Consider the following 21,519-nt stretch of genomic DNA (forward strand, 5'->3'; position numbering starts at 1 on the left):
TTTTTCTAAAGTTCTTAGCTCTTAGCTTTTCTTTTATGACTCTCCGAGCCTTTAGAATCATTTTTTCTAGATTTTGATTTGTCTTGTTTGTTAGCATATTTTTCTAATATTTCTTTTTTCCGTTGTTCTAAGCTATCATCTTCTTTTTTACACTGAGAAAAGATTTTCTGTCTTTTATCTGGATCCATAGAAAACTTATTGGCTACCACATACCCTAAAGAAGTATCTCCTGCCATAATACTCACCCCCTTTCTATGTAAACAAAAAGGGACATACCACTAGCATTATATGCTTACGGTATGTCCCTGAGTTGTTCTCAATAGACTTATTTTTTAGTTTCTTTTTTGACTAGATGGGTAAACTTCCCATCTGAATAGAATAAAGTAACTTCTCCAAAACTTGGAACTTTTTCTATCTCTATTATACCACATTTTTCATAGACAACAAAGCCTTTTTCTGTTGCAAATCGCATTTTATCATCATTCATTGATATTCTCCCCTCACTGTATTTATAGTGTATCTCTTATCTTTGATCGTAAAAGCCTTGAAAGTGTTCCCTTCTAAACCTTTTAAAATTCTACTTGAATTTCTAGCATTGTAAACAGTCCGCAGTTCGCTACTATCTAGGTTCGTGTTGAAAATCGTAGTTTCTCGATTGTTGATAATATCAAACAAGAAATCCTGTTCCCAATCGCTCTTAGGTGTTACCGTCCCATTTTTTGCCCCTAGGTCATCGATGATTAGAAAATCAACATCAACTAGCTTTTTAACCGCCTCATACTCTGTTAAGTTTGCATTTCTTCCATAAGCCCAGCCTTCTTTTATCTGCTTGATAATCTCGGTTAAGCTGACAAATAAGACACTCTTAGGCTCGTTCTTCTCTCTGAAGCTCTCATTGATTTCTTTGGCCAGGGCAAGCGATAAATGACTTTTTCCTATTCCTGTGCTACCACTGATTAAAGTATTTCCCGTCATACCTGCAAGGTACTTCTGGGCTTGACCTTTTACAAACTCTAACATCTGACGCTCCTCTGTCGTCTTAACAAAGAAATTCTCAAACGTCGCCCCCTTCAACTCGTTAGGAATTGTACTATCACGCATTAAGACATCATAAGTTTTAAAGTAAGCTTGCCTGTCCTCGAACTGCTGCAATAGGTCTTTCTCTTTCTGTTTAATCTCTCCCTTCACGCACTCCGGGCAAAATGCTTGTACTTTTCTTTCTGAACTCCCTAACACTGGTACAGAAATTTCCCAGTAATTTACCTGGTGAATATCGCAAACCTTGTCCGATATTTTTCTGTTATTAAATTCTTTAAATTGTTCCTTCATCTTTGCAACTCCTAAAATGGTAGATCTGGGAAGTTATCTTCGGACTTCCCTTTTATGGTTTTAGGCTTTTGATTCAAATAACCGTCAAACTTAGTTCCGAAAAGTGTTTCAGGTCTCAGATATTTAGAAAATTCAGGACTATCCTTCCATTCTGCCGTTTTAATATCTATCACCTGTTTAAAATCTTCAAGTGTATAGCCTTCTTTGAATCGTGCCATTATCGGCTTCAAGTTTTTGTCCAAATATTTATAATTTTTCCCAACTGTATGATTCAGATAAGCTAGAGGGATTCTTATTAAATACTTCTCAGGATGTCCTTTAGTTATTTCCTCAATCATTCTCGGAGTTAACCAATTTGGGAAAGTAAAGTCAGGTTTACCTGACAATATATATTCTTTATATAACTCTTTATCTGACTCTTTATCTATCTCTATATCTGTTGGACATGAGTTGGAAATAGTCTTTTTATTTTGGACATTCTCCAATTTTGGTATATCTTGACTATTTTTTCTTTGGTCTCGCTTATATTTCGCCCAGTTTGTTTCACTCTCAACCATGGCTTTTGCTTGCGATAATGTAGCATGGCCATCATCGTCTATCTGAATCAGTCCGCATTTTGTAAAATATGCAACTGTCATATTTATATCATCCTCGGACACATCCAATTTTAAGGCTAGCTCCTGTACCAAATTATCAAAATACCCCTCATAGTACAAAATACAATCATCTTCTAAACTTTCCAACATAAGACGGATATAAATCACTGTCATAGTGTAGCCACCAGGCATATTTTTAAGTCGTTTAATAAAAAGATTATCAAAAAACTTCTTATCAACTTTTAACCAAAAATATATTTTAGTCTTTGCCATCATCTACCCCCAAAAACTTTAAAACGTCTGAGATTTTATAATACGCTTTTCTAGTATCTTCAATAGGCGGTATATACTGCGGTAGTCCTGCACCTTCCCATTTTATCAAGGTTTTATCTCCTATGCCCAGTTCTTCCTTTAGTTCCACCTTACTGATCAAATCTAATCTTTTTTGAGGTACTTTCTCATGGCTTTTTAAATACCGTTCCACTGCTTCCAAAATCTTAGACTTTAAATCTTCAATCATTTTTTCAAACATCTTAGTACCCCCATGGCTTAAGCCCTGCAAGCTGAATATATCGCCCATAATCAGGGCTTAAATCCTCGATAGTTGTCTCTATCGTCTGTGTACTTTCTCGCTCGATTTGGGCGCTTTTTTTGTGGTCTCGGTGGTTTAAATACATGAGAAAGCCAATCAATATCACGGTAAAAATAAGCGCCTGTGTATTGCTTAAATCTAGTTCATTCATGCTATGTCCTCGCTTTGTAATTCTTGATATAATTTACTTGATAGCTTCGCTTCATCTTCAGAAAGTCGTACACCTCTTCAGAAGTTACTTTATCATCTAAAAAGTCAATGATGAACTGAAAGAGGTTCGGATGTTTATCCTTGATTTTAGTCATTAGCTTGTCAAATTCTGATCGTGTCATGTTATCTAGGTCTAGAGTCATATTTTTCTCCATTAGCCTTTCCTTGTCCTTTTTCTTGCCTGTTTTCTATATGGTATGCTTCACCACTCCAAACGCTGGGCAGTGGCCCCAAGTTGGCGAACGCTTGTAGCGGTGTTTCATGAGTAATTACCCATCTTTCAGCTAAACAAGGCCTTAGAATCACCCTGTCAGCGCTTGATTTCAAAACCTTTTCTAATTGCTTGCCTGCTCTTCGGTTTTTCTTTAGATATTTTTTGCTATAATCAAAGCATAGAAAAAATTTCTATACTCTGAATTGTGTCGCTTGCTCGCCTTGACCAAAATTTGAGCAAGTGATTTTTTTATTTTCTTTTTGCATGATTACTACCTGACTTTGGTTTATAAAGCAAGTCTTTACTTTCGATAAGATCTAGAATCCAACTGATTCCTTGCTCCACCGTTTCAAGAAATGCGCCCAGGTCTTCACTGTCCAAGTTCTCGTAGTTCATACAAAGATATTCAGCTAGTTGTCTGTCTTTCTCAACTAGCTTTTTAAAATCCTTGGGATACTTAGGAATTTCTAACCCCTTGGCATTTGTAACTGTCTTAAAATCATTTTCCATTTTCTATACTCCTATGCTTTAAAAATTAGTTCTTTAATTTCTGAATATCTCATATTCAAGTTGATCATCGCTATTACCATATCTTCCAAGCGCTGATAGTTTGTCAGTTCCGCGCTTGTTAAACTGTCAATACCGTTTCCACTTTCTCGCTCTTGCATGAGTTGGGATTTGTTTTTCCCAGTCGCTCCCTTTAGCAGTAAGTTTGTAAGTGTACTATAGGCATGCTTGGGCGCTTTCTCCCATGATTTGATAGCTTCGGTTAAGGTCTTGCGCTTCGGCTTTTCCAGTTCCCTTTGAAGATAGCGTTTAGAAAGTTCATCACGCATTTCAAAGAAGGCTTTGACTAGGTTTTTCTTAAACTCTTTTACGGGTTCTGTATTTCGTAAGTAAGTGATCAGCAAGGTTGCTTGTTGCTCATTCAAAATATAGTCCCGTACATTTTGCCCACTCTTTGAAGGTGAAATTTTAAATTGCACCTTTCCGAAGCTTTCAAAGTCCTCTCGGTGCTTATTCAGCAAAATCTTCAAATGTCTGTGCTTAATTTCAGCGCAGTCTGCAACGATACTACTCAGTGTATACGGCTCTTTCTTGCCGTCCATATAAACCAATTCCATTGGTTAGCTCCTTTCTTATTTTTGTCAATGCTTGCCACCTAAAACAGTACCAAAGTAAATCATTGAGGTAGGGAAAATTTAGGAGAGAATAAACCCCTACAAACCCTTGATACTGCCATAGGTAGCAAGCACCTGAATCTAGCAAAAATTAGCTAGTCTGATAAATCAATCCCCCGTGCTAAAGCACCACATGAGAAATTTATAAATGTAAGATAGTATTACGATTGTGTTGCTCCTTTCTAACTATAAAATAGTTCATCTATGGTTATGTCTGATTTGATTTCTGCAACCATTGACTTAATCGCTAGGCGTTCTTTGTCATTGAATGGTGTTTTTCCTAATTCTTTGTTGTTATAAGACTGCAAAGAAATACCTAACTTGTCCGCCATCTGTTGCTGTGTAAACCCTAACATAACCCGATAGCCTTTTAATTTACTCATAGGTTCCCTCCTTTCTTAGAAAATCTCCCTCCATGAATAGATTGAAAGTGTGAAAAGTTGGATTATGCACATTTTTCCTGTGCTTGATTGTATAATGCACAATTATTTTTCTGATGCCAACTATTTTTTTTAAATTTACACAAAAAAAATGTACTTTTTGAAAAAATAGTTTATAATCATCTATGAAAGGCGTGAAAAACATGAATAGATTAAAAGAATTAAGACAAGAGAAAAAGCTATCCCAAAAGGAATTAGCTGAAAATATCGGAGTTCATTATCGAACTCTTCAAAATTGGGAAAATGAAGAAAGCCAAATCAAACCAGAAAAAGCAAAACAATTAGCTGATTTCTTTGGAGTAAGTGTTGCCTACTTGCTAAATTACTCAAATAGTAAAAAAGACCCATTTGATGGTTACATCCCAACACCAAGAGAGTATCGTTCATGGCAAGAATTTGACTATATGCAATTGTCAAAAACCGATTTAGATTTTTATGACTATGAAAAATTAAGAAAGCATCTTGATCCATTCGCTCTAGAATTGATGCTTAACTACTTTTTCTGCACCGATGATGAAAGAGAACTGCTTAGAACTATTGCAAAAAAATTCGCAAAGAAAGATGCAGTATCATTTTAAAAAAATAATGACAAGTAATATTATTTGAAAATACTGATAAGGAGTAAACCCCATGGGATTTTTTGACACTGTAAAACAAGAAGGTAGTTTTTCTACCGCATCTGGAGTAAATGGACTACACTATGTTGTCCTTCAGGTAACTTTAAAAGAAAAGTTTTTCGGTACTGGATCAGGAAACCTTACAGAATTAGAAGATGTTATCAATAAACAAGCTTCAAAAGGTTATCGCCTGCATACCATCACAACCGCCAATGGTGGAAGCAAAGGATTAGGCGGTGGCGACCGTATCCAAGCTACAATGGTTTTTGAGAAGATTCTATAAAAATCCCCCATATTCGCCAATAGTGCCCATATTCGCCAATAGTGCCCATATTTCTAAGGTCTATTGTGCAAAAACAAGGGAAAGTGAAAAATAGAAAGCCAATTTTACAGACTAAAGCGCAAAAAACGGCAAAATTGACAAATAGAGATGACTAATATCTTCTAAACCATCGGCGAAATCGTGGGCATATATAGAGAGAATTAAAATGAACAAAGAAAATCCATATTTTGAACAAACCAAACAAAACTACATAGAAGTTGAAAAACTCTATAAACTTGGTAAAGCAAAGCATACATCTTCTAAATACAGATTTCTTGCACCAGCAGTTAAAAGACAATCTGAACAATTCTTATTTGAAGCCAAGACTCAAAAAAGAAAATATTGGAAATTCAGTCGTGGTTCTCTGGTATTTGTAGAGTTCGGTGTAAATATAGGCGGAGAATTATCAAATAATCATTGGGCTATTGTCTTAGACAAAGTAGATAGTCCCTATAAAAAAACACTTACAGTAATTCCTCTAACATCTAAAAATCAAATAGATACTGTACTCATAGACGAAGTCATTGCGGAATATCCTTCTATTTTGCTTGATGAATATATTGAAAAATTACACAAAGAATTATTTGCCTACCTAAAATATTTAGATTCCAATAATGCAATTACTGAAGCTGCCTTATCGGATGTCTACCAAGCTTATACAGAACAATTTTCAAACGAAATAATTCAACCTAAGATAATAGACGATGATAACCTTAAACGGACACAATCAGAAATAAATGACGTTATTGAATTAACTCAATACTACAAAAAATACATTAAGCGTTCTTATGCCAAGTGTAATAACCTTCAAACAATCAGCAAAGATAGAATTTTAAAGAAAAATAGATTAGATCCAATCGGAAAAATGAAAGTATCTGATAACACATTGGACAAAATTAACGAAAAGTTAAAAGAATTATACCTTTTCTAATCTCTTGACATTTTTTAATAATTATATTACAATACAGCTATTAGGAGTTTAGCTCCATAAAGTTTACATTTGGATTTTAGATCCATAACGTGATAGTAGCCGTATTTGATACGGCTACTTTTCTTTTTATATTCTAGTAAACATAACTTAAAATAAAAAACTCCCCATATTCGCCTTGTTTTCTATTCTGGTACAATTTACCGTCCGACTGCTTAAAATCGAAAATAGAGGGGTTCTCGTAGCTCCTCGCATGGTATAAATTCAAAACCTTTTCTAATTGCTTGCCTGCTGATGGAAAAGGAGTTAAAACCATGAAAATTACACAACACACGAAAAAAGACGGATCAGCAGTCTACCGCTCCAGTATCTATCTTGGCATTGATTCTATTACTGGTAAGAAGGTCAAGACTACCATATCAGCACGAACAAAGAAAGAACTCAAAAACAAGGTCACCCAGGCTAAGGTAGAATTTGAGAAAAACGGCTCTACACGGAAACAACGCTCGCATATAACAACCTATAGCGAACTTGTGGACTTATTTTGGCAAACCTACCAACATACCATAAAGACTAACACGCAGATAAAGATAAAAGGCTGCTTAAATAATTACCTCTTGCCCTCATTTGGTACTTACAAACTAGATAAACTTACTCCTGTTATTATCCAAACTCAGGTAAATAAATGGGCGGATGAGTACAATCAGGACGGAACGGGATATAAAGAATACAATCACCTTCACGCCTTAAATAAACGTATTCTACAGTATGGAGTTTCTATCCAGGCATTGGATAATAACCCTGCTCGTGATGTTGTCATTCCTAGAAAGATAGCAAGAGATAAGCAAGAAATTAAATACTTTCAAGATCAGGAACTTAAAAACTTCCTCTCCTATCTCGATAACCTGGAGAATACCTTTATCAATTTCTATGATACTGTGCTTTATAAGACGCTCCTAGCTACTGGACTGCGCATCCGTGAATGTCTGGCCCTAGAATGGTCTGATATTGACCTGCAGAACGGAACAATCGATATTAACAAAACACTCAACATTTTAAACCAGGTAAACACTCCTAAGACAAAATCAAGCTATAGAGTTCTAGATATCGATCATAAAACAGTACTCATGCTTCGTCTCTACCGAGCAAGACAAGCAGAAAACGGTAGAAACATTGGCTTAACCTATGAGAAAGTATTCTCTGATAGCTTTGACAACTATGTCAATACTCGAAAGGTTGATTATCGCCTACATAAGCACTTAAAAAACGCTAACTGTACTGATTTAGGCTTTCATGCTTTCCGACACACTCACGCTAGTATCTTGCTTAATGCTGGCCTGCCATACAAGGAAATACAGACACGGCTTGGCCATGCAAAAATATCTGTAACTATGGATACTTACAGCCATTTATCAAAAGAAAACCAAAAAAGAGCAGTCTCATTCTTTGAAACTGCCCTCGAAAAAATAAAAAGTTCTTAAAAAAGTCCACAAAATTAAAAAAGCGATACATAAAACCCTTATGTATCAACGATTATAGAATGATTTCGGTATAATTGACTATTATACCGAAATTTTTGATTTTTTTAAAGGAAAAGGGCGCTGGTAAAGGATAATCTTCACCAACTCCCTATTTTTCTACTTATCTAATCCCAATTCTGCTAATATTTGTCGTTTGTAGGCAATTTTTTGGACTTCCTTGTCTTCGTTCTGGGACCAATCTAGTTTAACTTCAGAGACAATCTGTCCAGGCCGATTTTTTAGGATGTAGATGCGGTCACTGAGATTGAGGGCCTCCTCGATACTATGCGTGATAATCAAGGTCGTCAGCTGTAGCTGTTTGTGAATCTCCAGATACCAAGCATGGAGCTCCATCTTAGTCATTTCATCCAAGGCACTAAAGGCCTCATCCAAGAGAAAGAGCTTGTGCCCAAAAAGGTAGGTCCGGAGCAAGGCTACACGCTGACGCATCCCGCCACTGAGTTCGTGAGGATACTTGTCCCGTACAGCTGTCAACTGGAAGGTCGCAAGGATATCATCCGCTCGGGCAATGGCTTCCGCCTTGTCCACTTTTTGAATCAAGAGGGGAAGAATGATATTACCAATCACCGTCTTGTGCTCCAAGAGCAAATCCTTTTGCAACATATAACTCACGCGCCCCTTAGGATTTTCCTCGCCGTCCAGAACAATTCGTCCTGACTGAACTTCTAAAATCCCAGCGATTAGATTAAAGAGGGTGGTCTTTCCTACACCACTTGGGCCCAGAATAGAAACCACTTCACCTGAAATCACCTGCAGGTTGATGTCTTCTAAAATCCTATCTTGTCCGTAGGCATAGCTTACGTGTTCTAGTCTAATTTCTGTCATTATTTTACAAATTCGTTGGTGAAGCCTTTGTCTGTCAAATCTTCTTTAAGGATACCATTTTCTTTATCCCATTTGTAGAAGGCATTCCAGCGAGCTGCGTCAAATTGACCCCATTTTTCCTTGTCGCTTACGTATTCTTTTGACAAGTATTTTTGAGATTCGATGACAAAGTCACGTTTTTCCTGAAGTTCAGGTGCATTCTTAATGAGGATATCCGCCGCTTCTTCTGGATGCTCCATAGCGTATTGGTAGCCTTTTTTAATAGCTTGGATGACTTTACGAGCTTCTTCTTTGTTGTCTTTCAAATAGTCGTTGTTTGCGATAATAACTGGTGAGTAGTAGTCAAATTCTTTAACGTAGTCTTTCAAGTACATGAAGTTAGCATCTACACCTTGAGATTTAGCAAGGATACCATCCCAACCGTAGTAAATCCAAGCAGTATCAAAGACGCCATTGGCAATTGGTGTGATTGAGTTTGAGTCGTTATTTGGTACTTTTTCAACCTTCTCAAAGTCTCCACCTTGAGATTCTACCAAGGTTTTCAACATAGCAAGTTCAGTTGGGTCATTCCAAGTTCCGTATTTCTTACCAACCAAGTCTTTTGGACTAGTTACATTGTCAGATTTACGAGAGATGATTCCTGATGTATTGTGTTCAACAATAGCTGCAACGGCAGTGATTCCTGCACCTTTTTCCAATTTTTTAGCCATGTAGTCTTGGAAATACACTGCAAATGGTGCCTTACCATTAATGACTAAGTCAGAAGAACTTTCTTCTGGTGGCAATTTCAAATCAACATCTACTCCAGCTTCTTTGAAATAACCTTTTTCCTTGGCAACATAAAGTCCTGTGTGGTTAGTATTTGGCGTCCAGTCTAGGATAAAGTCAATCTTCTTAAGTTCTGCTTCCTTATTATCCTTAGAAGCAGTTCCTTGACCACAAGCCACAAGTACGACAGCTACAAAAGCTGTCACAAGCGTTAAAAACACTTTCCATGTTTTTTTCATTTTAATTTCCTCTTTTCTTTTTTGAAACATTCTAATTCTACGAACGTTTCCATTTAATAACATATTTTTCACTAATATCGACAAATTTCATACCCAAAAGGCTGATAATCGATACCAGAATAATAATAGCAAACATGGTATCATACTGAAACAGTTTCTTGGACTGAATCATATAAACACCAAGACCCTCAAAGCCTCCCAACCACTCAGATACCACTGTTGTGATAAAGGCATAGGAAACACTGACCCTCAGACCTGCATAAAAGTAAGGCAGGCTGACTGGAATTTTAAAATGCCACAGGATTTGCCAAGGCTTGGCCCTCATTAGACTAAACAAGGTCAGCATATCCTTGTCACAATGCCTAAAACCGTCCAAAATGCTGACGATGATGGGAAAGGTTGTCGTTAAGATAATCAAGACAATCTTGGGCAAAATCCCATAACCGAGCCACAAGACCAGAATAGGAGCTATGGCAATAGTCGGGATAGTCTGAACGACCACCATCATAGGGTAAATCAAGTCATTGAGCCAAGTCAAACTGTCCATAAGTACAGCCATGAGACAGGCAATCAAGACTCCCAAAATTAAACCTAGCAAAGCCACTCTCAAGGTCGCCCAGCTATGGTGCCAGAGAAATTCTCTATCACGAACAAAGGCCTGGAGAATTTCAAGAGGTGTCGGAAGGATAAACTTGGGGAGAAGTTTAAGAAAGCCTGCTAGCTGCCAGATTGACAAAACCCCTAGAAAGCCCAATAGACTAATGTGTCGTCTCAGTATACTTTTCAAGTTTCTCATCAATACTTAAAATCTCTCCTACATTTATTTTGACATTGGCAAAGATATTGTCTGCCTCCTGCCCTGCTACTTCCAGCGCTTCTTTAAGAATGCGCATGAGCTCATCAAACTCCCCTTCCAAGACCGTTTCAAATGGTGTTACCACCATGGTCACGGACTGAGCTTGCAGATAAGCAATGACTTGATCGATAACAGCAATCCGATCAATCCCCTGTGCTAGGGGTAAAACTTGCAAGGCAATGCTTGCTTTCATAAAAACCTCCTCTTCTCGTTTTCCTTTGACAAAAAGAAAAACCCTTCCATATATGGAAAAGGTGCAGAATTCGGCTAAGTATCGTTCCCTACGCTGGCATTACCCAGATCAGGTGCGGTCGAAGTTTAACACTTCCTCTCAGACTGTACACAGACTCCCATATCTTATATGGAAATATAGTAACGCAAATACAAGGAAAAGTCAAGGAAACTGCTTACAGAAAATCATGAAAAAGAGCTTGAAGGCAAATGTTTCAAACTCTTTCATAACTTTCTTATTTAGCCTCGTACCATGTTGCCCCTTCATTTTCATCTGCGATAAGTGGAACACTGAGTTGGATGGCTTCTTCCATGGTTTGTTTCACTAGAGCTTTAACGGCTGCTAGTTCTGATTTTGGAACCTCAAGGACGATTTCATCATGCACTTGCAACAGCATCTTGGTCTGATAACCACCTTCAACTAGAGCCTTATCTAGCTGAATCATAGCAATCTTAAGAATATCTGCTGCTGAGCCCTGGATAGGAGAGTTGATGGCTGTACGCTCTGCAAAACCACGAATGTTGAAGTTGCGCGAATTGATATCCGGCAACTCACGACGACGCTTGAAGAGGGTCTCTACATAGCCCTTATCACGCGCCTCACGCACCACCTCATCCATGTAGTTTTTAATACCTGGGAAGCGTTCAAAGTAAGTGTCAATGTAGGTTTTTGCTTCCTTACGGCTGATGCCCAGATTATTAGACAAGCCAAAGTCTGAAATCCCGTAAACCACTCCGAAGTTAACCGCCTTGGCATTACGACGGTCGTTTGGAGTCACATCCTCAGGACGTTCAATTCCAAAGACCCGCATGGCCGTCGAGGTATGGATATCAGCTCCCTCTTGGAAGGCTTTGATTAAGTGCTCATCCTTAGAAATATGGGCCAAAACGCGCAACTCAATCTGTGAATAGTCCGAGCTGAGCAGCACGCTATCCTCCCACTCAGGTACAAAAGCCTTACGAATGAGGCGGCCTTGTTCCAAACGAATAGGAATATTTTGCAAGTTTGGATCTACACTAGACAGACGTCCGGTCTGAGTCAAATCTTGCACATAGCGCGTGTGGATCTTGCCATCATCCAAAATCCAGTCTTGCAAACCAATCACATAGGTAGATTGAATCTTAGCAATCTGACGGTAGTCTAGAATTTTTTTAACAATCGGAGCAATAGGAGCTAGACGCTCTAGCACATCCACAGCTGTCGAGTAACCTGTCTTGGTTTTCTTGGTGTACTCTAGAGGAAGACCTAGTTTTTCAAAGAGAAGGACGCCCAACTGCTTAGGCGAGTTGATATTAAACTCCTCACCAGCTAGTTCATAAATCTCTTGAGTGAGTTGCTCAATGACGACCTCATTTTCAGCCTGCATCTCAAGTAGGGTTTCTTTTTTGACCTTGATCCCAGCAATTTCCATCTTGGCAAGGACAAAAGCCAGAGGTTGCTCCATGTCATAGAGAAGGTCTAATTGCCCATGTTCACTGAGTTTTTCAAGTAAAACCGGCTCAGTCTCAACCAATACAGCAACCTTGCGAGCCAAGTGCTCCAAGAATTTCTCTCTCTCAGGGATGGCTTTCTTGACACCCTTACCGTAGAAAGTCTCATCATCAGCCAGATAAGTCTGGCCGTAGAGACTCGCAATGGTTGAAATTTCATTGTTCTCGACTGTTGAGAGGAGGTATTTGGCCAAACGACTGTCAAAAGCAGGTGCCTGGAGATTCAAGCCCAAGCGATTTAAAAGAACCTTCGCTTTCTTAAAGTCATACACTTTCAGAGGTGTTTTTTCTAGAAAATCCTTGAGAATCGGCTCCTGCAAGAGCTCAAGTTTATCTGTAGTGTAAAGTTTATCTCCGCAGGACCAGGCAAAACCAACCAAGTCATCTGTATGGTAGTTCTCACCAAAGAGTTCAAAGTGGAAGATAGAGTCTGCGCTCAGCATGTCTTGACTGACGTGGTCAACGATGGCGAAATCCAAACTTTCAGGCACATCCTTCGACGAAACATTTAGAGCTTGTTTGAGCTGTTTGAAGCCCATCTCATCGTAGAATTTCCCGAGTTTTTCCACATCTGGGCCATTATAGACCAAATCATCAAGGCCAATCTCAATCGGTACCTGAGTATCAATGGTCGCTAGTGTTTTAGATAAAAAGGCTTGTTCTTTATCGTTGACGAGATTTTCCTTCATCTTAGAAGCCTTCATCCCATCGATATTTTCATAAATACCCTCAAGCGAACCATGTTCCAGCAAGAGTTTGATACCCGTCTTTTCACCAATCTTAGTAACACCAGGGATATTATCAGACTTATCCCCCATAAGAGCCTTAAGATCAATGAACTGAGCTGGTGTGAGGCCCATCTTTTCCATGAGGTAATCTGGTGTAAAGGCCTCAAACTCAGCCACACCTTTCTTAGAAATCTCGACCACCGTATGCTCATCCGTCAACTGGATCAAATCCTTATCTCCGCTAACAATAGTAACATCGAAGGAATCCTTCTCAGCCAAGCGACCTAGAGTTCCGATGATATCATCGGCTTCATACTGGGGCAGTTCATAATGGCGAATCCCAAGGTGGTCTAACAACTCACGAATGAAGGGAAATTGCTCACGAAACTCATCTGGAGTTTTAGCACGGCCACCCTTGTAGTCTGCATACATCTCTGTTCGGAAAGTCGTCTTGCCTGCATCAAAGGCTACCAAAACATGACTGGGCTCAACCCGTTCTAAGACATGATTCAGCATGAGTTGAAAGCCATAGATTGCATTGGTATGAAGGCCATTAGCATTTTTAAAACGATCCAACTGCTGATAGAGCGCAAAAAAAGCTCGAAAAGCAACAGAAGATCCATCAATTAATAATAATTTTTTCTTGTCCATACACCCATTATAAAGGAAAGCAAGGAAAAATACCATCGGAAAGAATAGGCAAATGGTAGTGAAGTTCTCTTTTTTATATTCTTTCTAGATTCTAGCTCCATTACTATCCACTCGATAGCCATCCACTGTAGTATTCACTGCTAAAGCCCCTGAAGCATTAACGTAGTAAGATTTTCCGCCTACCTGGAACCACTGACTAGACTTCATAGCCCCTGAACTTTCCAAATAGTACCATGTTCCATTTTCCTTGAGCCAACCTGTCTGCATCTCCCCTGATGCCTTTAGATAATACCAGTGAGAGCCATCCTTAATCCAGCCAGTTGACATGGCCCCATTTTCTTTTAAATGATACCAATTGCTGTTAACTTTTTTCCATCCTGTTGCTAGCTTACCATTCTCTTGGTAATACCAACTCCCTCCTTCTTTTTTCCACCCATTTTTATATTCTTTCTAGATTCTAGCTCCATTACTATCCACTCGATAGCCATCCACTGTAGTATTCACTGCTAAAGCCCCTGAAGCATTAACGTAGTAAGATTTTCCGCCTACCTGGAACCACTGACTAGACTTCATAGCCCCTGAACTTTCCAAATAGTACCATGTTCCATTTTCCTTGAGCCAACCTGTCTGCATCTCCCCTGATGCCTTTAGATAATACCAGTGAGAGCCATCCTTAATCCAGCCAGTTGACATGGCCCCATTTTCTTTTAAATGATACCAATTGCTGTTAACTTTTTTCCATCCTGTTGCTAGCTTACCATTCTCTTGGTAATACCAACTCCCTCCTTCTTTTTTCCACCCATTCTCTGTATTGCTTAACTTTTCATACTTCACATATCTTCTAGAACCGCTATAAGACAAATAACCGAGCCACTTATAACCGTCCTTTTCAAGAACTTGATCATAACTCACACTCTCACCAGCATAATAGTAGTCAATAACCTGTCCTGTGCTTGATGGTTGGTCCATAATAGGCGATTTCCCCGTGAATACCATTGTCCCACTAGACGGAAGCTCTGAGCTACGAGCATTCTCACCCGCACTATGGCTAGTAGATAAATCCTTGAAATGAATAAAACCTGTCATCGAACTAGCCTTGACTTTTCGACGGTTATACTTTTCTCGAACCCCATAGTTATACTCTTCGATTTCAATCGTATCCCCCGACACATTTGATACCCAGGCCACGTGCCCATAATATCCTTCTGTCGACCAAGCAATAGCCCCAACTTCTGGCTTAGTATCCACACGGTAGCCTTCTCGCCTTGCACGATGTCCCCATTCATTCGCATTTCCGTAGGCAGGAGGAATCTCAAAGCCATTTACACTACTCAAACGAAAGGCCGCAAAAGAGGTACACTGGCGAGAATACATCCGCCACTGATCGATTTCAACACTACCATTTTTGTAGTGAAGCGGATAGTCATCTCCACGCGCTACACTGTCGGCCTGAACTGATTCTCCACCAAACAAAAAGGTACTCGTAACGAACAAAGTAGCCAGCCCTACACCCAACTGAGTATATCCACTCTTCTTAACTCTTGATTTAAAAAACGTCATTCATTCTCCTTAATAATATATATTTCCGAGGTTACCCTCGTTTATACTATTCGGGAGAAAAAGAAAAAAGTGAGCAAAGCTCACTTCATTTTAAGATTCTTAGTCTAGATAGCGAATCAAGTTCTTTTCTGTCAAGATATCTGAGTAGGTGAAGGATTCAACGTAAACATTAGCTTGTTTATCTCCCTCAACATCCCCAAATTCAACGATAAATAGGGATGGATAAACCTCAATTAACTTACCCAATCTATTTTTTTGGCGCTTACGGCCATTCTCCAAAGTCATTTCAACGACTTGTCCCTCATGCGCCTTGATCTCTTCTTTGATTTTTTTCATCTTGGCTACATCTGTAAATGCATCTGACATCTTATGCCTCCCTCTTTGAGATACTTGAAAATTTATTGTATTCTTTTTGGAAAATCAATTCCACTGTTCCACGAGCTCCACTACGGTTTTTCTCGATGATAACCTCAACCTTATTATTTGGAATTCCTTCCTCTTCTTCACCCGCACGATCGTAATAGTCGTCACGGTATAGAAAGGCTACGATATCCGCATCCTGCTCGATAGAACCCGATTCACGAATATCAGACAAGACAGGTCTCTTATCCTGACGCTGTTCCACTCCACGAGATAACTGACTAAGAGCAATGACTGGAACCTTTAGCTCTTTAGCTAGAATTTTCAACTGACGAGAAATTTCAGAGACTTCTTGTTGGCGGTTCTCACGACCAGTCCCTGTGATAAGCTGTAGGTAGTCGATCAAAATCAAGCCTAGATTGCCTGTTTCTTGAGCCAGTTTACGTGAGCGAGAGCGAATTTCCGTGATCCGAATCCCTGGCGTATCATCAATATAGATACTCGCGTTGGCTAGGTTCCCTTGGGCAATGGTATACTTTTGCCATTCCTCATCAGTCAATTGACCTGTACGGATAGAATGGGACTCCACTAATCCTTCGGCCGCCAACATACGGTCTACTAGACTTTCCGCACCCATTTCCAGTGAAAAGATGGCAACCGTCTTGTCCAACTTAGTCCCAATGTTCTGAGCAATGTTCAAAGCAAAGGCCGTCTTACCAACCGCTGGTCGCGCCGCTAGAATAATTAATTCCTCCTCATGGAGACCTGTCGTCATATGGTCCAAATCACGGTAACCCGTTGCAATACCAGTGATATCCGTAGTTTGTTGTGACCGAACTTCTAGGTTCCCAAAGTTGATATTTAGAATATCTCGGATGTTCTTGAACCCACTACGATTGGCGTTTTCGCTAACATCAATGAGTCCCTTTTCAGCCTGAGCGATGATTTCATCTGCAGGCTTAGAAGCCTCATAAGCTTGGTTGACAGACTCTGTCAACTTGGAAATCAAGCGACGAAGCATAGCCTTTTCGGCTACAATTTTAGCGTAATATTCTGCATTGGCTGAAGTTGGTACAGAGTTGACAATTTCAACAAGATAAGACAAGCCACCAATATTTTGGAGATCGCCTTGGCTATCCAAAATCGTTCGAACCGTCGTCGCATCAATCGCTTCCCCACGATCCGACAAATCTACCATCGCTTGGAAAATCAACCGATGAGCATACTTAAAGAAGTCACGAGAATCAATGTATTCTCGGACAAAAACGAGCTTACTCTCATCTATAAAAATAGCCCCCAGAACAGATTGTTCTGCTAAAATATCCTGAGGTTGAACTCGCAGTTCCTCTACTTCTGCCATCCAACTTTCCTTCCTTTTACAATCTTGTCAAGAGGTTGTAAACTTAACCTTCTTTTACACGAAGATTGATGACACTTGTGACATCTTGATAGATCTTCACTGGTACATCAATCAAACCTACTGCTCGAATTGGTGCTTGCACTTGAATATTGCGTTTGTCAATCTTAATACCAAACTGCTTTTGCAATTCTTCTGCAATTTTCTTGTTAGTGATGGAACCAAATGTACGGCCATCTGGTCCAACCTTTTCAACAAACTCTACAACTGTTTCTTCTGCCTCAAGCTTAGCCTTGATGGCTTTTGCTTCAGCAATCATTTCAGCATGAGCCTTTTCTTCTGATTTTTGTTTTCCACGCAACTCACCCACTGCTTGAGCAGTTGCTTCCTTGGCCAAATTCTTTTTAATCAGGAAGTTTTGAGCGTAGCCAGTTGGTACTTCCTTAATTTCGCCTTTCTTCCCTTTTCCTTTAACATCTGCTAAAAAGATTACTTTCATTCTTCTTTCTCCTTTTCCTTTAGTTCTTCCAGGATTAGTTGAGTCAATTTTTCTCCTGCTTCCGACAAACTCATATCCTCGATTTGCGCAGCTGCTAGATTAAAGTGACCACCGCCACCCAGCTCTTCCATAATGCGTTGCACATTGATTTTACTACGACTTCGAGCCGAGATAGAGATAAATCCTTGTGTATTTTTTGCTAGAACGAAGCTGGCTTCAATACCAGACATAGCCAACATAGCATCGGCAGCCTTACTGATAACAACTGTGTCATAAGACATTGAGTCCCTAGCTTGGGCAATCAAGATATCTGAACCTAACTTACGACCTTGTAAAATGAGTTCATTTACCTCACGGTACTCTTCAAAATCTGTCGCAGCAATCTCCTGGATAGCAATACTGTCACTTCCCCGTGTTCTCAGATAGCTAGCCACATCAAAGGTTCGGCTCGTCACGCGAGATGTGAAATTCTTGGTATCCAGCATCATACCAGCCATCAAAACACTGGCCTGCATACGACTCAAACGATTCTTCTTAGAATTTTGGAACTGAATCAATTCTGTTACCAACTCACTGGCACTACTTGCCCCACTTTCAATATAGGTGATGACTGCATTCTCAGGGAAATCCTGATCACGTCTATGATGGTCAATAACAATAGTTTGAGTGAACAAATCATAAAAATCTTTTGACAAGGTCAGAGCCGTCTTGGAATGATCCACCAGAATCAATAATGAACGGTTTGTAACTAACTTCATCGCATCTGTAAGAGATAAAAGCTTCGTAACATCTTCCTTCTTCAAGAACTGAATAGCACGTTCGATATCTGCTGGCATATGGTCTGCATCATAGACAGCATAACTGTTCTCAATAATATTACTTGCAAACAACTGCATACCAACAGCAGAGCCCAAAGCATCCATATCTAGATTTTTATGACCGACTACAAAAACTTGGTCAACACTTCGAATCTTATCAGAAATGGCTGTCATCATGGCTCTGGTACGTGTACGAGTACGTTTGATAGATGCAGCAGTTCCTCCACCAAAGTAGACAGGATTCTTGGTTTCGTTATTTTCCTTGACCACCACCTGGTCACCACCGCGAACTTCTGCTAAGTTCAAGTTGAGCAAGGCAATTTTCCCTATCTCTTCATGGTTTCCATCACCATAAGAAAATCCCATACTTAAAGTTAGGGCTAGCTGCCTCTGTTTTGATTCTTCTCGGAAAGTATCAATAACAGAGAATTTATCATTCATCAATTCCTCTAGTACTGTGTAATCTGTGAATACATAAAAACGATCCATCCCCACACGGCGAGAGAACATAGCATACTTACTAGCAAATTCTGAAACAAAATTAGCTACAAAGCTATTGATATGACTGATATCGGAGTCAGATGTCGCATCCTCCAAATCATCATAGTTATCTACCGAGATGACTCCAATGACTGGACGGCTAGTTACCAATTCGACAGTTGCTTCGTACTCTCCAGAAACATCAAAGAAATACAAAACACCTGAAGCCTTGTCCATATGGACAGCATATCGTGTTTCGCCTAAGGTAGCATACGAACCTGGATTCCCAACAGAAGCCTTGATGATGGTTTGAATTAACTCAACATCAATTTCCCCTTCTTCAGTAGTTAAAATCAGCTCAGCATAGGGATTAAACCATTCCACTTCTCCGCTTGATAAGTCTAATTTCAGGACTCCCATCGGCATTTGATCAAGCAAAGTACTCAAGCTATTTTCGGCTTGGTGATTTACATATTGGATTTGTTCAATTTCGCTCTTTTCATACTGTTTTTTTTGCCAAACGAATAAAAGCAAATAAAGCAGTACAAATAAAAACAAAACAGTGATTGTTACAGCAAGATTATGTGAAAAAATAATCAGCAAAGTTAAGATTCCGAAAGTTGCAAGTCCTAGCAAGACTGCAGAAAACGGGATTAAATTATTTTTTTTCATTCTAAACCTCTTGCGCATTATTATATCATAAAAACCCTTAAAAAGCGACCTTTTAAAAGATGCAAGCCCTTCTTTCATGATTGATTTCTCTAACTTCAGACACAAAAAGAGGAGGGAATCATCACCCTCCTACCCACGTGTTCAGATCACTAACACCTAGCGTTCCACGATAAGGGCAGTCCCCATCCCTCCTCCGATACAGAGAGTTGCTAAGCCAGTTTTAGCATCACGTTTCATCATCTCATGTACCAGCGTTACTAGGATACGGCAACCGGAAGCCCCAATTGGGTGACCAAGAGCAATGGCGCCACCATTGACGTTGACAATATCTGTGTTGAAACCAAGTGTTTTACCAACTGCACAAGCCTGGGCAGCAAAAGCTTCATTTGACTCAATCAAGTCGAGATCTTCGACTGTCAAATTGCCTTTTTCAAGAGCCTTGCGAGTCGCATAAATCGGTCCACATCCCATCATCTTAGGATCCAAACCTGCACTTGCATACGAACGAATGTGGGCAATCACTGAAAGTCCTAATTCTTCAGCTTTTTCAGCACTCATGATTAGGGTTGCTGCTGCCCCGTCATTGATTCCTGAAGCATTTCCCGCTGTGACAGAACCGTCTTTTTTGAAAACCGGACCTAGCTTAGACAGGCTCTCTAAGCTAGCATCTTTTCTAGGATATTCATCTGTATCGAAAACGATAGGATCGCCTTTGCGTTGAGGAATGACAACTGGCACAATCTCTTCTTTAAAGCGTCCAGATTCTATAGCTGCAACTGCTCGTTTTTGTGACTCTAAAGCAAGAGCATCTTGCTCTTCTCGACTGATGCCATATTCTTCAGCCACATTTTCAGCTGTAATTCCCATATGGTATTCGTTAAAGGCATCAGACAAACCGTCCTTAATCATGGTATCTACCACTTTCGAATCTCCCATACGGCCACCCCAACGGAAACTTGGCAATACGTATGGAGCCTGACTCATGTTTTCTGCACCACCAGCTACAATAATATCTGCATCGCCACATCGAATCGCTTGAGCAGCCAACTGCACGGCCTTCAAACCGGAACCACAAACCTTGTTGATAGTAAAGGCTGGTGTAAATTCAGGGAGTCCTGCGTGTATGCTCATTTGACGAGCTACGTTTTGCCCTAAACCTGCGCCTAGTACATTCCCCATAATCACTTCATCTACTAGCTCTGGTTTGACATTGGCTTTTTCCAAAGCACTCTTAATAACCAACGCTCCCAAATCAACAGCTGAAACATTCTTCAAACCTCCTCCAAAGGAGCCTATTGGAGTTCGTACTGCAGAAACAATCACCACGTCTTTCATAACTGCCCCCATTTATACCTTTTATAATATTGCAATACAAAAGTGGTTTACACTGGTGTAAACCACTTTAAACATTCTATTTTATGATTCTTTTACTTCTAACAAACCGACTTCACCATCTTCACGGCGATACAAAACATTAGTTGTTTGATCTTCTACATCTACATAGATAAAGAAATCATGTCCCAATAAATCCATTTGAAGAAGGGCTTCTTCTAAATCCATTGGCTTCAAATCAATTTGTTTTGAACGAACGACTTTTGGTTGCACAACATTTACATCCTCAACTAGAGCATCTGTAAAGAGTTGACTTGTCGCAACTTTACTTTTATTCTTACGTTCGATTTTAGTTTTATTTTTACGAATCTGACGTTCAATTTTATCTGTTACAAGATCGATAGAACCATACATATCTTGAGAAATATCTTCAGCACGAAGAGTGATAGATCCAAGTGGAATTGTTACCTCAACCTTTGCTGTTTTTTCACGGTAAACTTTCAAGTTCACACGTGCATCCAACTCCTGCTCAGGTTGAAAATACTTTTCGATCTTTTCGAGTTTAGAAACTACATAATCACGAATTGCTTCTGTTACTTCTAGGTTTTCACCACGGATACTATATTTAATCATATAAGTACCTTCTTTCTAAACATTTTTGTTTTTCTAACTATATTATAAC

At 39.5% G+C, this 21,519-nt stretch carries 26 protein-coding genes, 1 pseudogene and 1 riboswitch; of the genes and pseudogenes, 4 read left to right on the forward strand and 23 right to left on the reverse strand.

Going from position 1 to position 21,519, the window contains the following annotated elements:
* Nucleotides 1-14: 14 nt before the first annotated feature.
* The 10 genes from PCY17_RS05160 to PCY17_RS05205 all read right to left on the reverse strand — a co-directional run bounded on the left by PCY17_RS05160 (nucleotide 15) and on the right by PCY17_RS05205 (nucleotide 4,505).
* Entirely contained in the window at nucleotides 15-236 is a 222-nt protein-coding gene (locus PCY17_RS05160) for a hypothetical protein (protein ID WP_301392076.1), read from the reverse strand.
* Nucleotides 237-325: 89 nt separating this feature from the next.
* A complete protein-coding gene (locus tag PCY17_RS05165; RefSeq protein WP_000997172.1) occupies nucleotides 326-487 on the reverse strand; it encodes a hypothetical protein in 162 nt (53 codons plus the stop codon).
* A complete protein-coding gene (locus tag PCY17_RS05170) occupies nucleotides 484-1,329 on the reverse strand; it encodes an ATP-binding protein (protein ID WP_301392077.1) in 846 nt (281 codons plus the stop codon). Before PCY17_RS05170 ends, PCY17_RS05165 begins: the two co-directional genes overlap by 4 nt.
* A gap of 11 nt (nucleotides 1,330-1,340) precedes the next feature.
* Nucleotides 1,341-2,198 carry a conserved phage C-terminal domain-containing protein gene (locus PCY17_RS05175; protein WP_301392078.1) on the reverse strand — a complete coding sequence of 286 codons (858 nt, stop codon included), beginning with the start codon at nucleotides 2,196-2,198 and terminating at the stop codon, nucleotides 1,341-1,343.
* Nucleotides 2,185-2,457, reverse strand: a complete 273-nt coding sequence (locus tag PCY17_RS05180; protein WP_049490554.1) for a hypothetical protein — start codon at nucleotides 2,455-2,457, stop codon at nucleotides 2,185-2,187. The genes PCY17_RS05175 and PCY17_RS05180 overlap by 14 nt, the downstream gene beginning before the upstream one ends.
* Before the next feature lies 1 nt (nucleotide 2,458).
* A complete protein-coding gene (locus PCY17_RS05185) occupies nucleotides 2,459-2,668 on the reverse strand; it encodes a hypothetical protein (protein ID WP_084877178.1) in 210 nt (69 codons plus the stop codon).
* A 1-nt stretch (nucleotide 2,669) separates the two neighbouring features.
* Nucleotides 2,670-2,870 carry a hypothetical protein gene (locus PCY17_RS05190; RefSeq protein ID WP_084877177.1) on the reverse strand — a complete coding sequence of 67 codons (201 nt, stop codon included), beginning with the start codon at nucleotides 2,868-2,870 and terminating at the stop codon, nucleotides 2,670-2,672.
* Between the two features lie 320 nt (nucleotides 2,871-3,190).
* Nucleotides 3,191-3,451 carry a hypothetical protein gene (locus PCY17_RS05195; protein ID WP_049539448.1) on the reverse strand — a complete coding sequence of 87 codons (261 nt, stop codon included), beginning with the start codon at nucleotides 3,449-3,451 and terminating at the stop codon, nucleotides 3,191-3,193.
* Between the two features lie 11 nt (nucleotides 3,452-3,462).
* Entirely contained in the window at nucleotides 3,463-4,065 is a 603-nt protein-coding gene (locus tag PCY17_RS05200; RefSeq protein WP_084877175.1) for a Rha family transcriptional regulator, read from the reverse strand.
* A gap of 239 nt (nucleotides 4,066-4,304) precedes the next feature.
* Nucleotides 4,305-4,505, reverse strand: coding sequence for a helix-turn-helix transcriptional regulator (locus PCY17_RS05205; RefSeq protein WP_084877174.1), 201 nt, complete (start codon nucleotides 4,503-4,505; stop codon nucleotides 4,305-4,307).
* 200 nt (nucleotides 4,506-4,705) lie between these two features.
* Here PCY17_RS05205 and PCY17_RS05210 point away from each other — a divergent pair, with 200 nt between their 5' ends.
* From PCY17_RS05210 to PCY17_RS05225, 4 genes are all read left to right on the forward strand, one after another.
* A complete protein-coding gene (locus tag PCY17_RS05210) occupies nucleotides 4,706-5,140 on the forward strand; it encodes a helix-turn-helix domain-containing protein (RefSeq protein ID WP_239823792.1) in 435 nt (144 codons plus the stop codon).
* Between the two features lie 52 nt (nucleotides 5,141-5,192).
* Nucleotides 5,193-5,462 carry a DUF4177 domain-containing protein gene (locus tag PCY17_RS05215; protein ID WP_000505375.1) on the forward strand — a complete coding sequence of 90 codons (270 nt, stop codon included), beginning with the start codon at nucleotides 5,193-5,195 and terminating at the stop codon, nucleotides 5,460-5,462.
* 205 nt (nucleotides 5,463-5,667) lie between these two features.
* Nucleotides 5,668-6,432: a type II toxin-antitoxin system PemK/MazF family toxin gene (locus PCY17_RS05220; protein WP_042900397.1), complete on the forward strand. Its 765-nt coding sequence runs from the start codon at nucleotides 5,668-5,670 to the stop codon at nucleotides 6,430-6,432.
* Nucleotides 6,433-6,743: 311 nt separating this feature from the next.
* Nucleotides 6,744-7,910, forward strand: coding sequence for a site-specific integrase (locus PCY17_RS05225; RefSeq protein ID WP_301392080.1), 1,167 nt, complete (start codon nucleotides 6,744-6,746; stop codon nucleotides 7,908-7,910).
* A gap of 156 nt (nucleotides 7,911-8,066) precedes the next feature.
* On the opposite strand, the gene PCY17_RS05230 is transcribed toward PCY17_RS05225, so the two are convergent.
* From PCY17_RS05230 to raiA, 13 genes and pseudogenes are all read right to left on the reverse strand, one after another.
* Nucleotides 8,067-8,795 (reverse strand): ABC transporter ATP-binding protein, encoded by a 729-nt coding sequence (locus PCY17_RS05230; protein WP_301392081.1) that lies wholly within the window; start codon nucleotides 8,793-8,795, stop codon nucleotides 8,067-8,069.
* Nucleotides 8,795-9,802, reverse strand: coding sequence for an ABC transporter substrate-binding protein (locus tag PCY17_RS05235; protein WP_301392082.1), 1,008 nt, complete (start codon nucleotides 9,800-9,802; stop codon nucleotides 8,795-8,797). The genes PCY17_RS05230 and PCY17_RS05235 overlap by 1 nt, the downstream gene beginning before the upstream one ends.
* Nucleotides 9,803-9,839: 37 nt before the next feature.
* Complete coding sequence (locus tag PCY17_RS05240; RefSeq protein ID WP_301392083.1) at nucleotides 9,840-10,598, reverse strand: ABC transporter permease; 759 nt, start codon at nucleotides 10,596-10,598, stop codon at nucleotides 9,840-9,842.
* Complete coding sequence (locus PCY17_RS05245; RefSeq protein WP_301392084.1) at nucleotides 10,561-10,851, reverse strand: thiamine-binding protein; 291 nt, start codon at nucleotides 10,849-10,851, stop codon at nucleotides 10,561-10,563. Before PCY17_RS05245 ends, PCY17_RS05240 begins: the two co-directional genes overlap by 38 nt.
* Before the next feature lie 68 nt (nucleotides 10,852-10,919).
* Nucleotides 10,920-11,022, reverse strand: a riboswitch (TPP riboswitch).
* Between the two features lie 103 nt (nucleotides 11,023-11,125).
* Nucleotides 11,126-13,759, reverse strand: coding sequence for a DNA polymerase I (polA, locus tag PCY17_RS05250; RefSeq protein WP_084877519.1), 2,634 nt, complete (start codon nucleotides 13,757-13,759; stop codon nucleotides 11,126-11,128).
* A gap of 84 nt (nucleotides 13,760-13,843) precedes the next feature.
* Nucleotides 13,844-14,200: pseudogene (locus PCY17_RS05255) on the reverse strand (choline-binding protein D); the annotation flags it as partial.
* 9 nt (nucleotides 14,201-14,209) lie between these two features.
* Nucleotides 14,210-15,319: an SH3 domain-containing protein gene (locus PCY17_RS05260; protein WP_301392085.1), complete on the reverse strand. Its 1,110-nt coding sequence runs from the start codon at nucleotides 15,317-15,319 to the stop codon at nucleotides 14,210-14,212.
* A 99-nt stretch (nucleotides 15,320-15,418) separates the two neighbouring features.
* Nucleotides 15,419-15,685 (reverse strand): Veg family protein, encoded by a 267-nt coding sequence (locus PCY17_RS05265; RefSeq protein WP_001278165.1) that lies wholly within the window; start codon nucleotides 15,683-15,685, stop codon nucleotides 15,419-15,421.
* 1 nt (nucleotide 15,686) lies between these two features.
* Nucleotides 15,687-17,039 (reverse strand): replicative DNA helicase, encoded by a 1,353-nt coding sequence (dnaB, locus tag PCY17_RS05270; protein WP_000852476.1) that lies wholly within the window; start codon nucleotides 17,037-17,039, stop codon nucleotides 15,687-15,689.
* Nucleotides 17,040-17,082: 43 nt separating this feature from the next.
* A complete protein-coding gene (rplI, locus tag PCY17_RS05275; RefSeq protein ID WP_000864211.1) occupies nucleotides 17,083-17,535 on the reverse strand; it encodes a 50S ribosomal protein L9 in 453 nt (150 codons plus the stop codon).
* Nucleotides 17,532-19,505: a DHH family phosphoesterase gene (locus tag PCY17_RS05280; protein ID WP_301392086.1), complete on the reverse strand. Its 1,974-nt coding sequence runs from the start codon at nucleotides 19,503-19,505 to the stop codon at nucleotides 17,532-17,534. The genes rplI and PCY17_RS05280 overlap by 4 nt, the downstream gene beginning before the upstream one ends.
* A 156-nt stretch (nucleotides 19,506-19,661) precedes the next feature.
* The gene (locus PCY17_RS05285) at nucleotides 19,662-20,840 is read right to left on the reverse strand and encodes an acetyl-CoA C-acetyltransferase (RefSeq protein WP_301392103.1); all 1,179 of its coding nucleotides are present in this window, start codon (nucleotides 20,838-20,840) and stop codon (nucleotides 19,662-19,664) included.
* Between the two features lie 81 nt (nucleotides 20,841-20,921).
* Complete coding sequence (gene raiA, locus PCY17_RS05290) at nucleotides 20,922-21,470, reverse strand: ribosome-associated translation inhibitor RaiA (protein WP_000599115.1); 549 nt, start codon at nucleotides 21,468-21,470, stop codon at nucleotides 20,922-20,924.
* Between the last annotated feature and the right edge of the window lie 49 nt (nucleotides 21,471-21,519).

Source organism: Streptococcus sp. SO2 (genome assembly GCF_030440025.1).

Excerpts from the sequence above, each read along its gene's own strand:
- PCY17_RS05160 (WP_301392076.1), bottom strand. The coding sequence starts at position 236 with ATGGCAGGAGATACTTCTTTAGGGTATGTGGTAGCCAATAAGTTTTCT.
- PCY17_RS05165 (WP_000997172.1), bottom strand. The coding sequence starts at position 487 with ATGAATGATGATAAAATGCGATTTGCAACAGAAAAAGGCTTTGTTGTC.
- PCY17_RS05170 (WP_301392077.1), bottom strand. The coding sequence starts at position 1,329 with ATGAAGGAACAATTTAAAGAATTTAATAACAGAAAAATATCGGACAAG.
- PCY17_RS05175 (WP_301392078.1), bottom strand. The coding sequence starts at position 2,198 with ATGGCAAAGACTAAAATATATTTTTGGTTAAAAGTTGATAAGAAGTTT.
- PCY17_RS05180 (WP_049490554.1), bottom strand. The coding sequence starts at position 2,457 with ATGTTTGAAAAAATGATTGAAGATTTAAAGTCTAAGATTTTGGAAGCA.
- PCY17_RS05185 (WP_084877178.1), bottom strand. The coding sequence starts at position 2,668 with ATGAATGAACTAGATTTAAGCAATACACAGGCGCTTATTTTTACCGTG.
- PCY17_RS05190 (WP_084877177.1), bottom strand. The coding sequence starts at position 2,870 with ATGACTCTAGACCTAGATAACATGACACGATCAGAATTTGACAAGCTA.
- PCY17_RS05195 (WP_049539448.1), bottom strand. The coding sequence starts at position 3,451 with ATGGAAAATGATTTTAAGACAGTTACAAATGCCAAGGGGTTAGAAATT.
- PCY17_RS05200 (WP_084877175.1), bottom strand. The coding sequence starts at position 4,065 with ATGGAATTGGTTTATATGGACGGCAAGAAAGAGCCGTATACACTGAGT.
- PCY17_RS05205 (WP_084877174.1), bottom strand. The coding sequence starts at position 4,505 with ATGAGTAAATTAAAAGGCTATCGGGTTATGTTAGGGTTTACACAGCAA.
- PCY17_RS05210 (WP_239823792.1), top strand. The coding sequence starts at position 4,706 with ATGAATAGATTAAAAGAATTAAGACAAGAGAAAAAGCTATCCCAAAAG.
- PCY17_RS05215 (WP_000505375.1), top strand. The coding sequence starts at position 5,193 with ATGGGATTTTTTGACACTGTAAAACAAGAAGGTAGTTTTTCTACCGCA.
- PCY17_RS05220 (WP_042900397.1), top strand. The coding sequence starts at position 5,668 with ATGAACAAAGAAAATCCATATTTTGAACAAACCAAACAAAACTACATA.
- PCY17_RS05225 (WP_301392080.1), top strand. The coding sequence starts at position 6,744 with ATGAAAATTACACAACACACGAAAAAAGACGGATCAGCAGTCTACCGC.
- PCY17_RS05230 (WP_301392081.1), bottom strand. The coding sequence starts at position 8,795 with ATGACAGAAATTAGACTAGAACACGTAAGCTATGCCTACGGACAAGAT.
- PCY17_RS05235 (WP_301392082.1), bottom strand. The coding sequence starts at position 9,802 with ATGAAAAAAACATGGAAAGTGTTTTTAACGCTTGTGACAGCTTTTGTA.
- PCY17_RS05240 (WP_301392083.1), bottom strand. The coding sequence starts at position 10,598 with ATGAGAAACTTGAAAAGTATACTGAGACGACACATTAGTCTATTGGGC.
- PCY17_RS05245 (WP_301392084.1), bottom strand. The coding sequence starts at position 10,851 with ATGAAAGCAAGCATTGCCTTGCAAGTTTTACCCCTAGCACAGGGGATT.
- polA (WP_084877519.1), bottom strand. The coding sequence starts at position 13,759 with ATGGACAAGAAAAAATTATTATTAATTGATGGATCTTCTGTTGCTTTT.
- PCY17_RS05260 (WP_301392085.1), bottom strand. The coding sequence starts at position 15,319 with ATGACGTTTTTTAAATCAAGAGTTAAGAAGAGTGGATATACTCAGTTG.
- PCY17_RS05265 (WP_001278165.1), bottom strand. The coding sequence starts at position 15,685 with ATGTCAGATGCATTTACAGATGTAGCCAAGATGAAAAAAATCAAAGAA.
- dnaB (WP_000852476.1), bottom strand. The coding sequence starts at position 17,039 with ATGGCAGAAGTAGAGGAACTGCGAGTTCAACCTCAGGATATTTTAGCA.
- rplI (WP_000864211.1), bottom strand. The coding sequence starts at position 17,535 with ATGAAAGTAATCTTTTTAGCAGATGTTAAAGGAAAAGGGAAGAAAGGC.
- PCY17_RS05280 (WP_301392086.1), bottom strand. The coding sequence starts at position 19,505 with ATGAAAAAAAATAATTTAATCCCGTTTTCTGCAGTCTTGCTAGGACTT.
- PCY17_RS05285 (WP_301392103.1), bottom strand. The coding sequence starts at position 20,840 with ATGAAAGACGTGGTGATTGTTTCTGCAGTACGAACTCCAATAGGCTCC.
- raiA (WP_000599115.1), bottom strand. The coding sequence starts at position 21,470 with ATGATTAAATATAGTATCCGTGGTGAAAACCTAGAAGTAACAGAAGCA.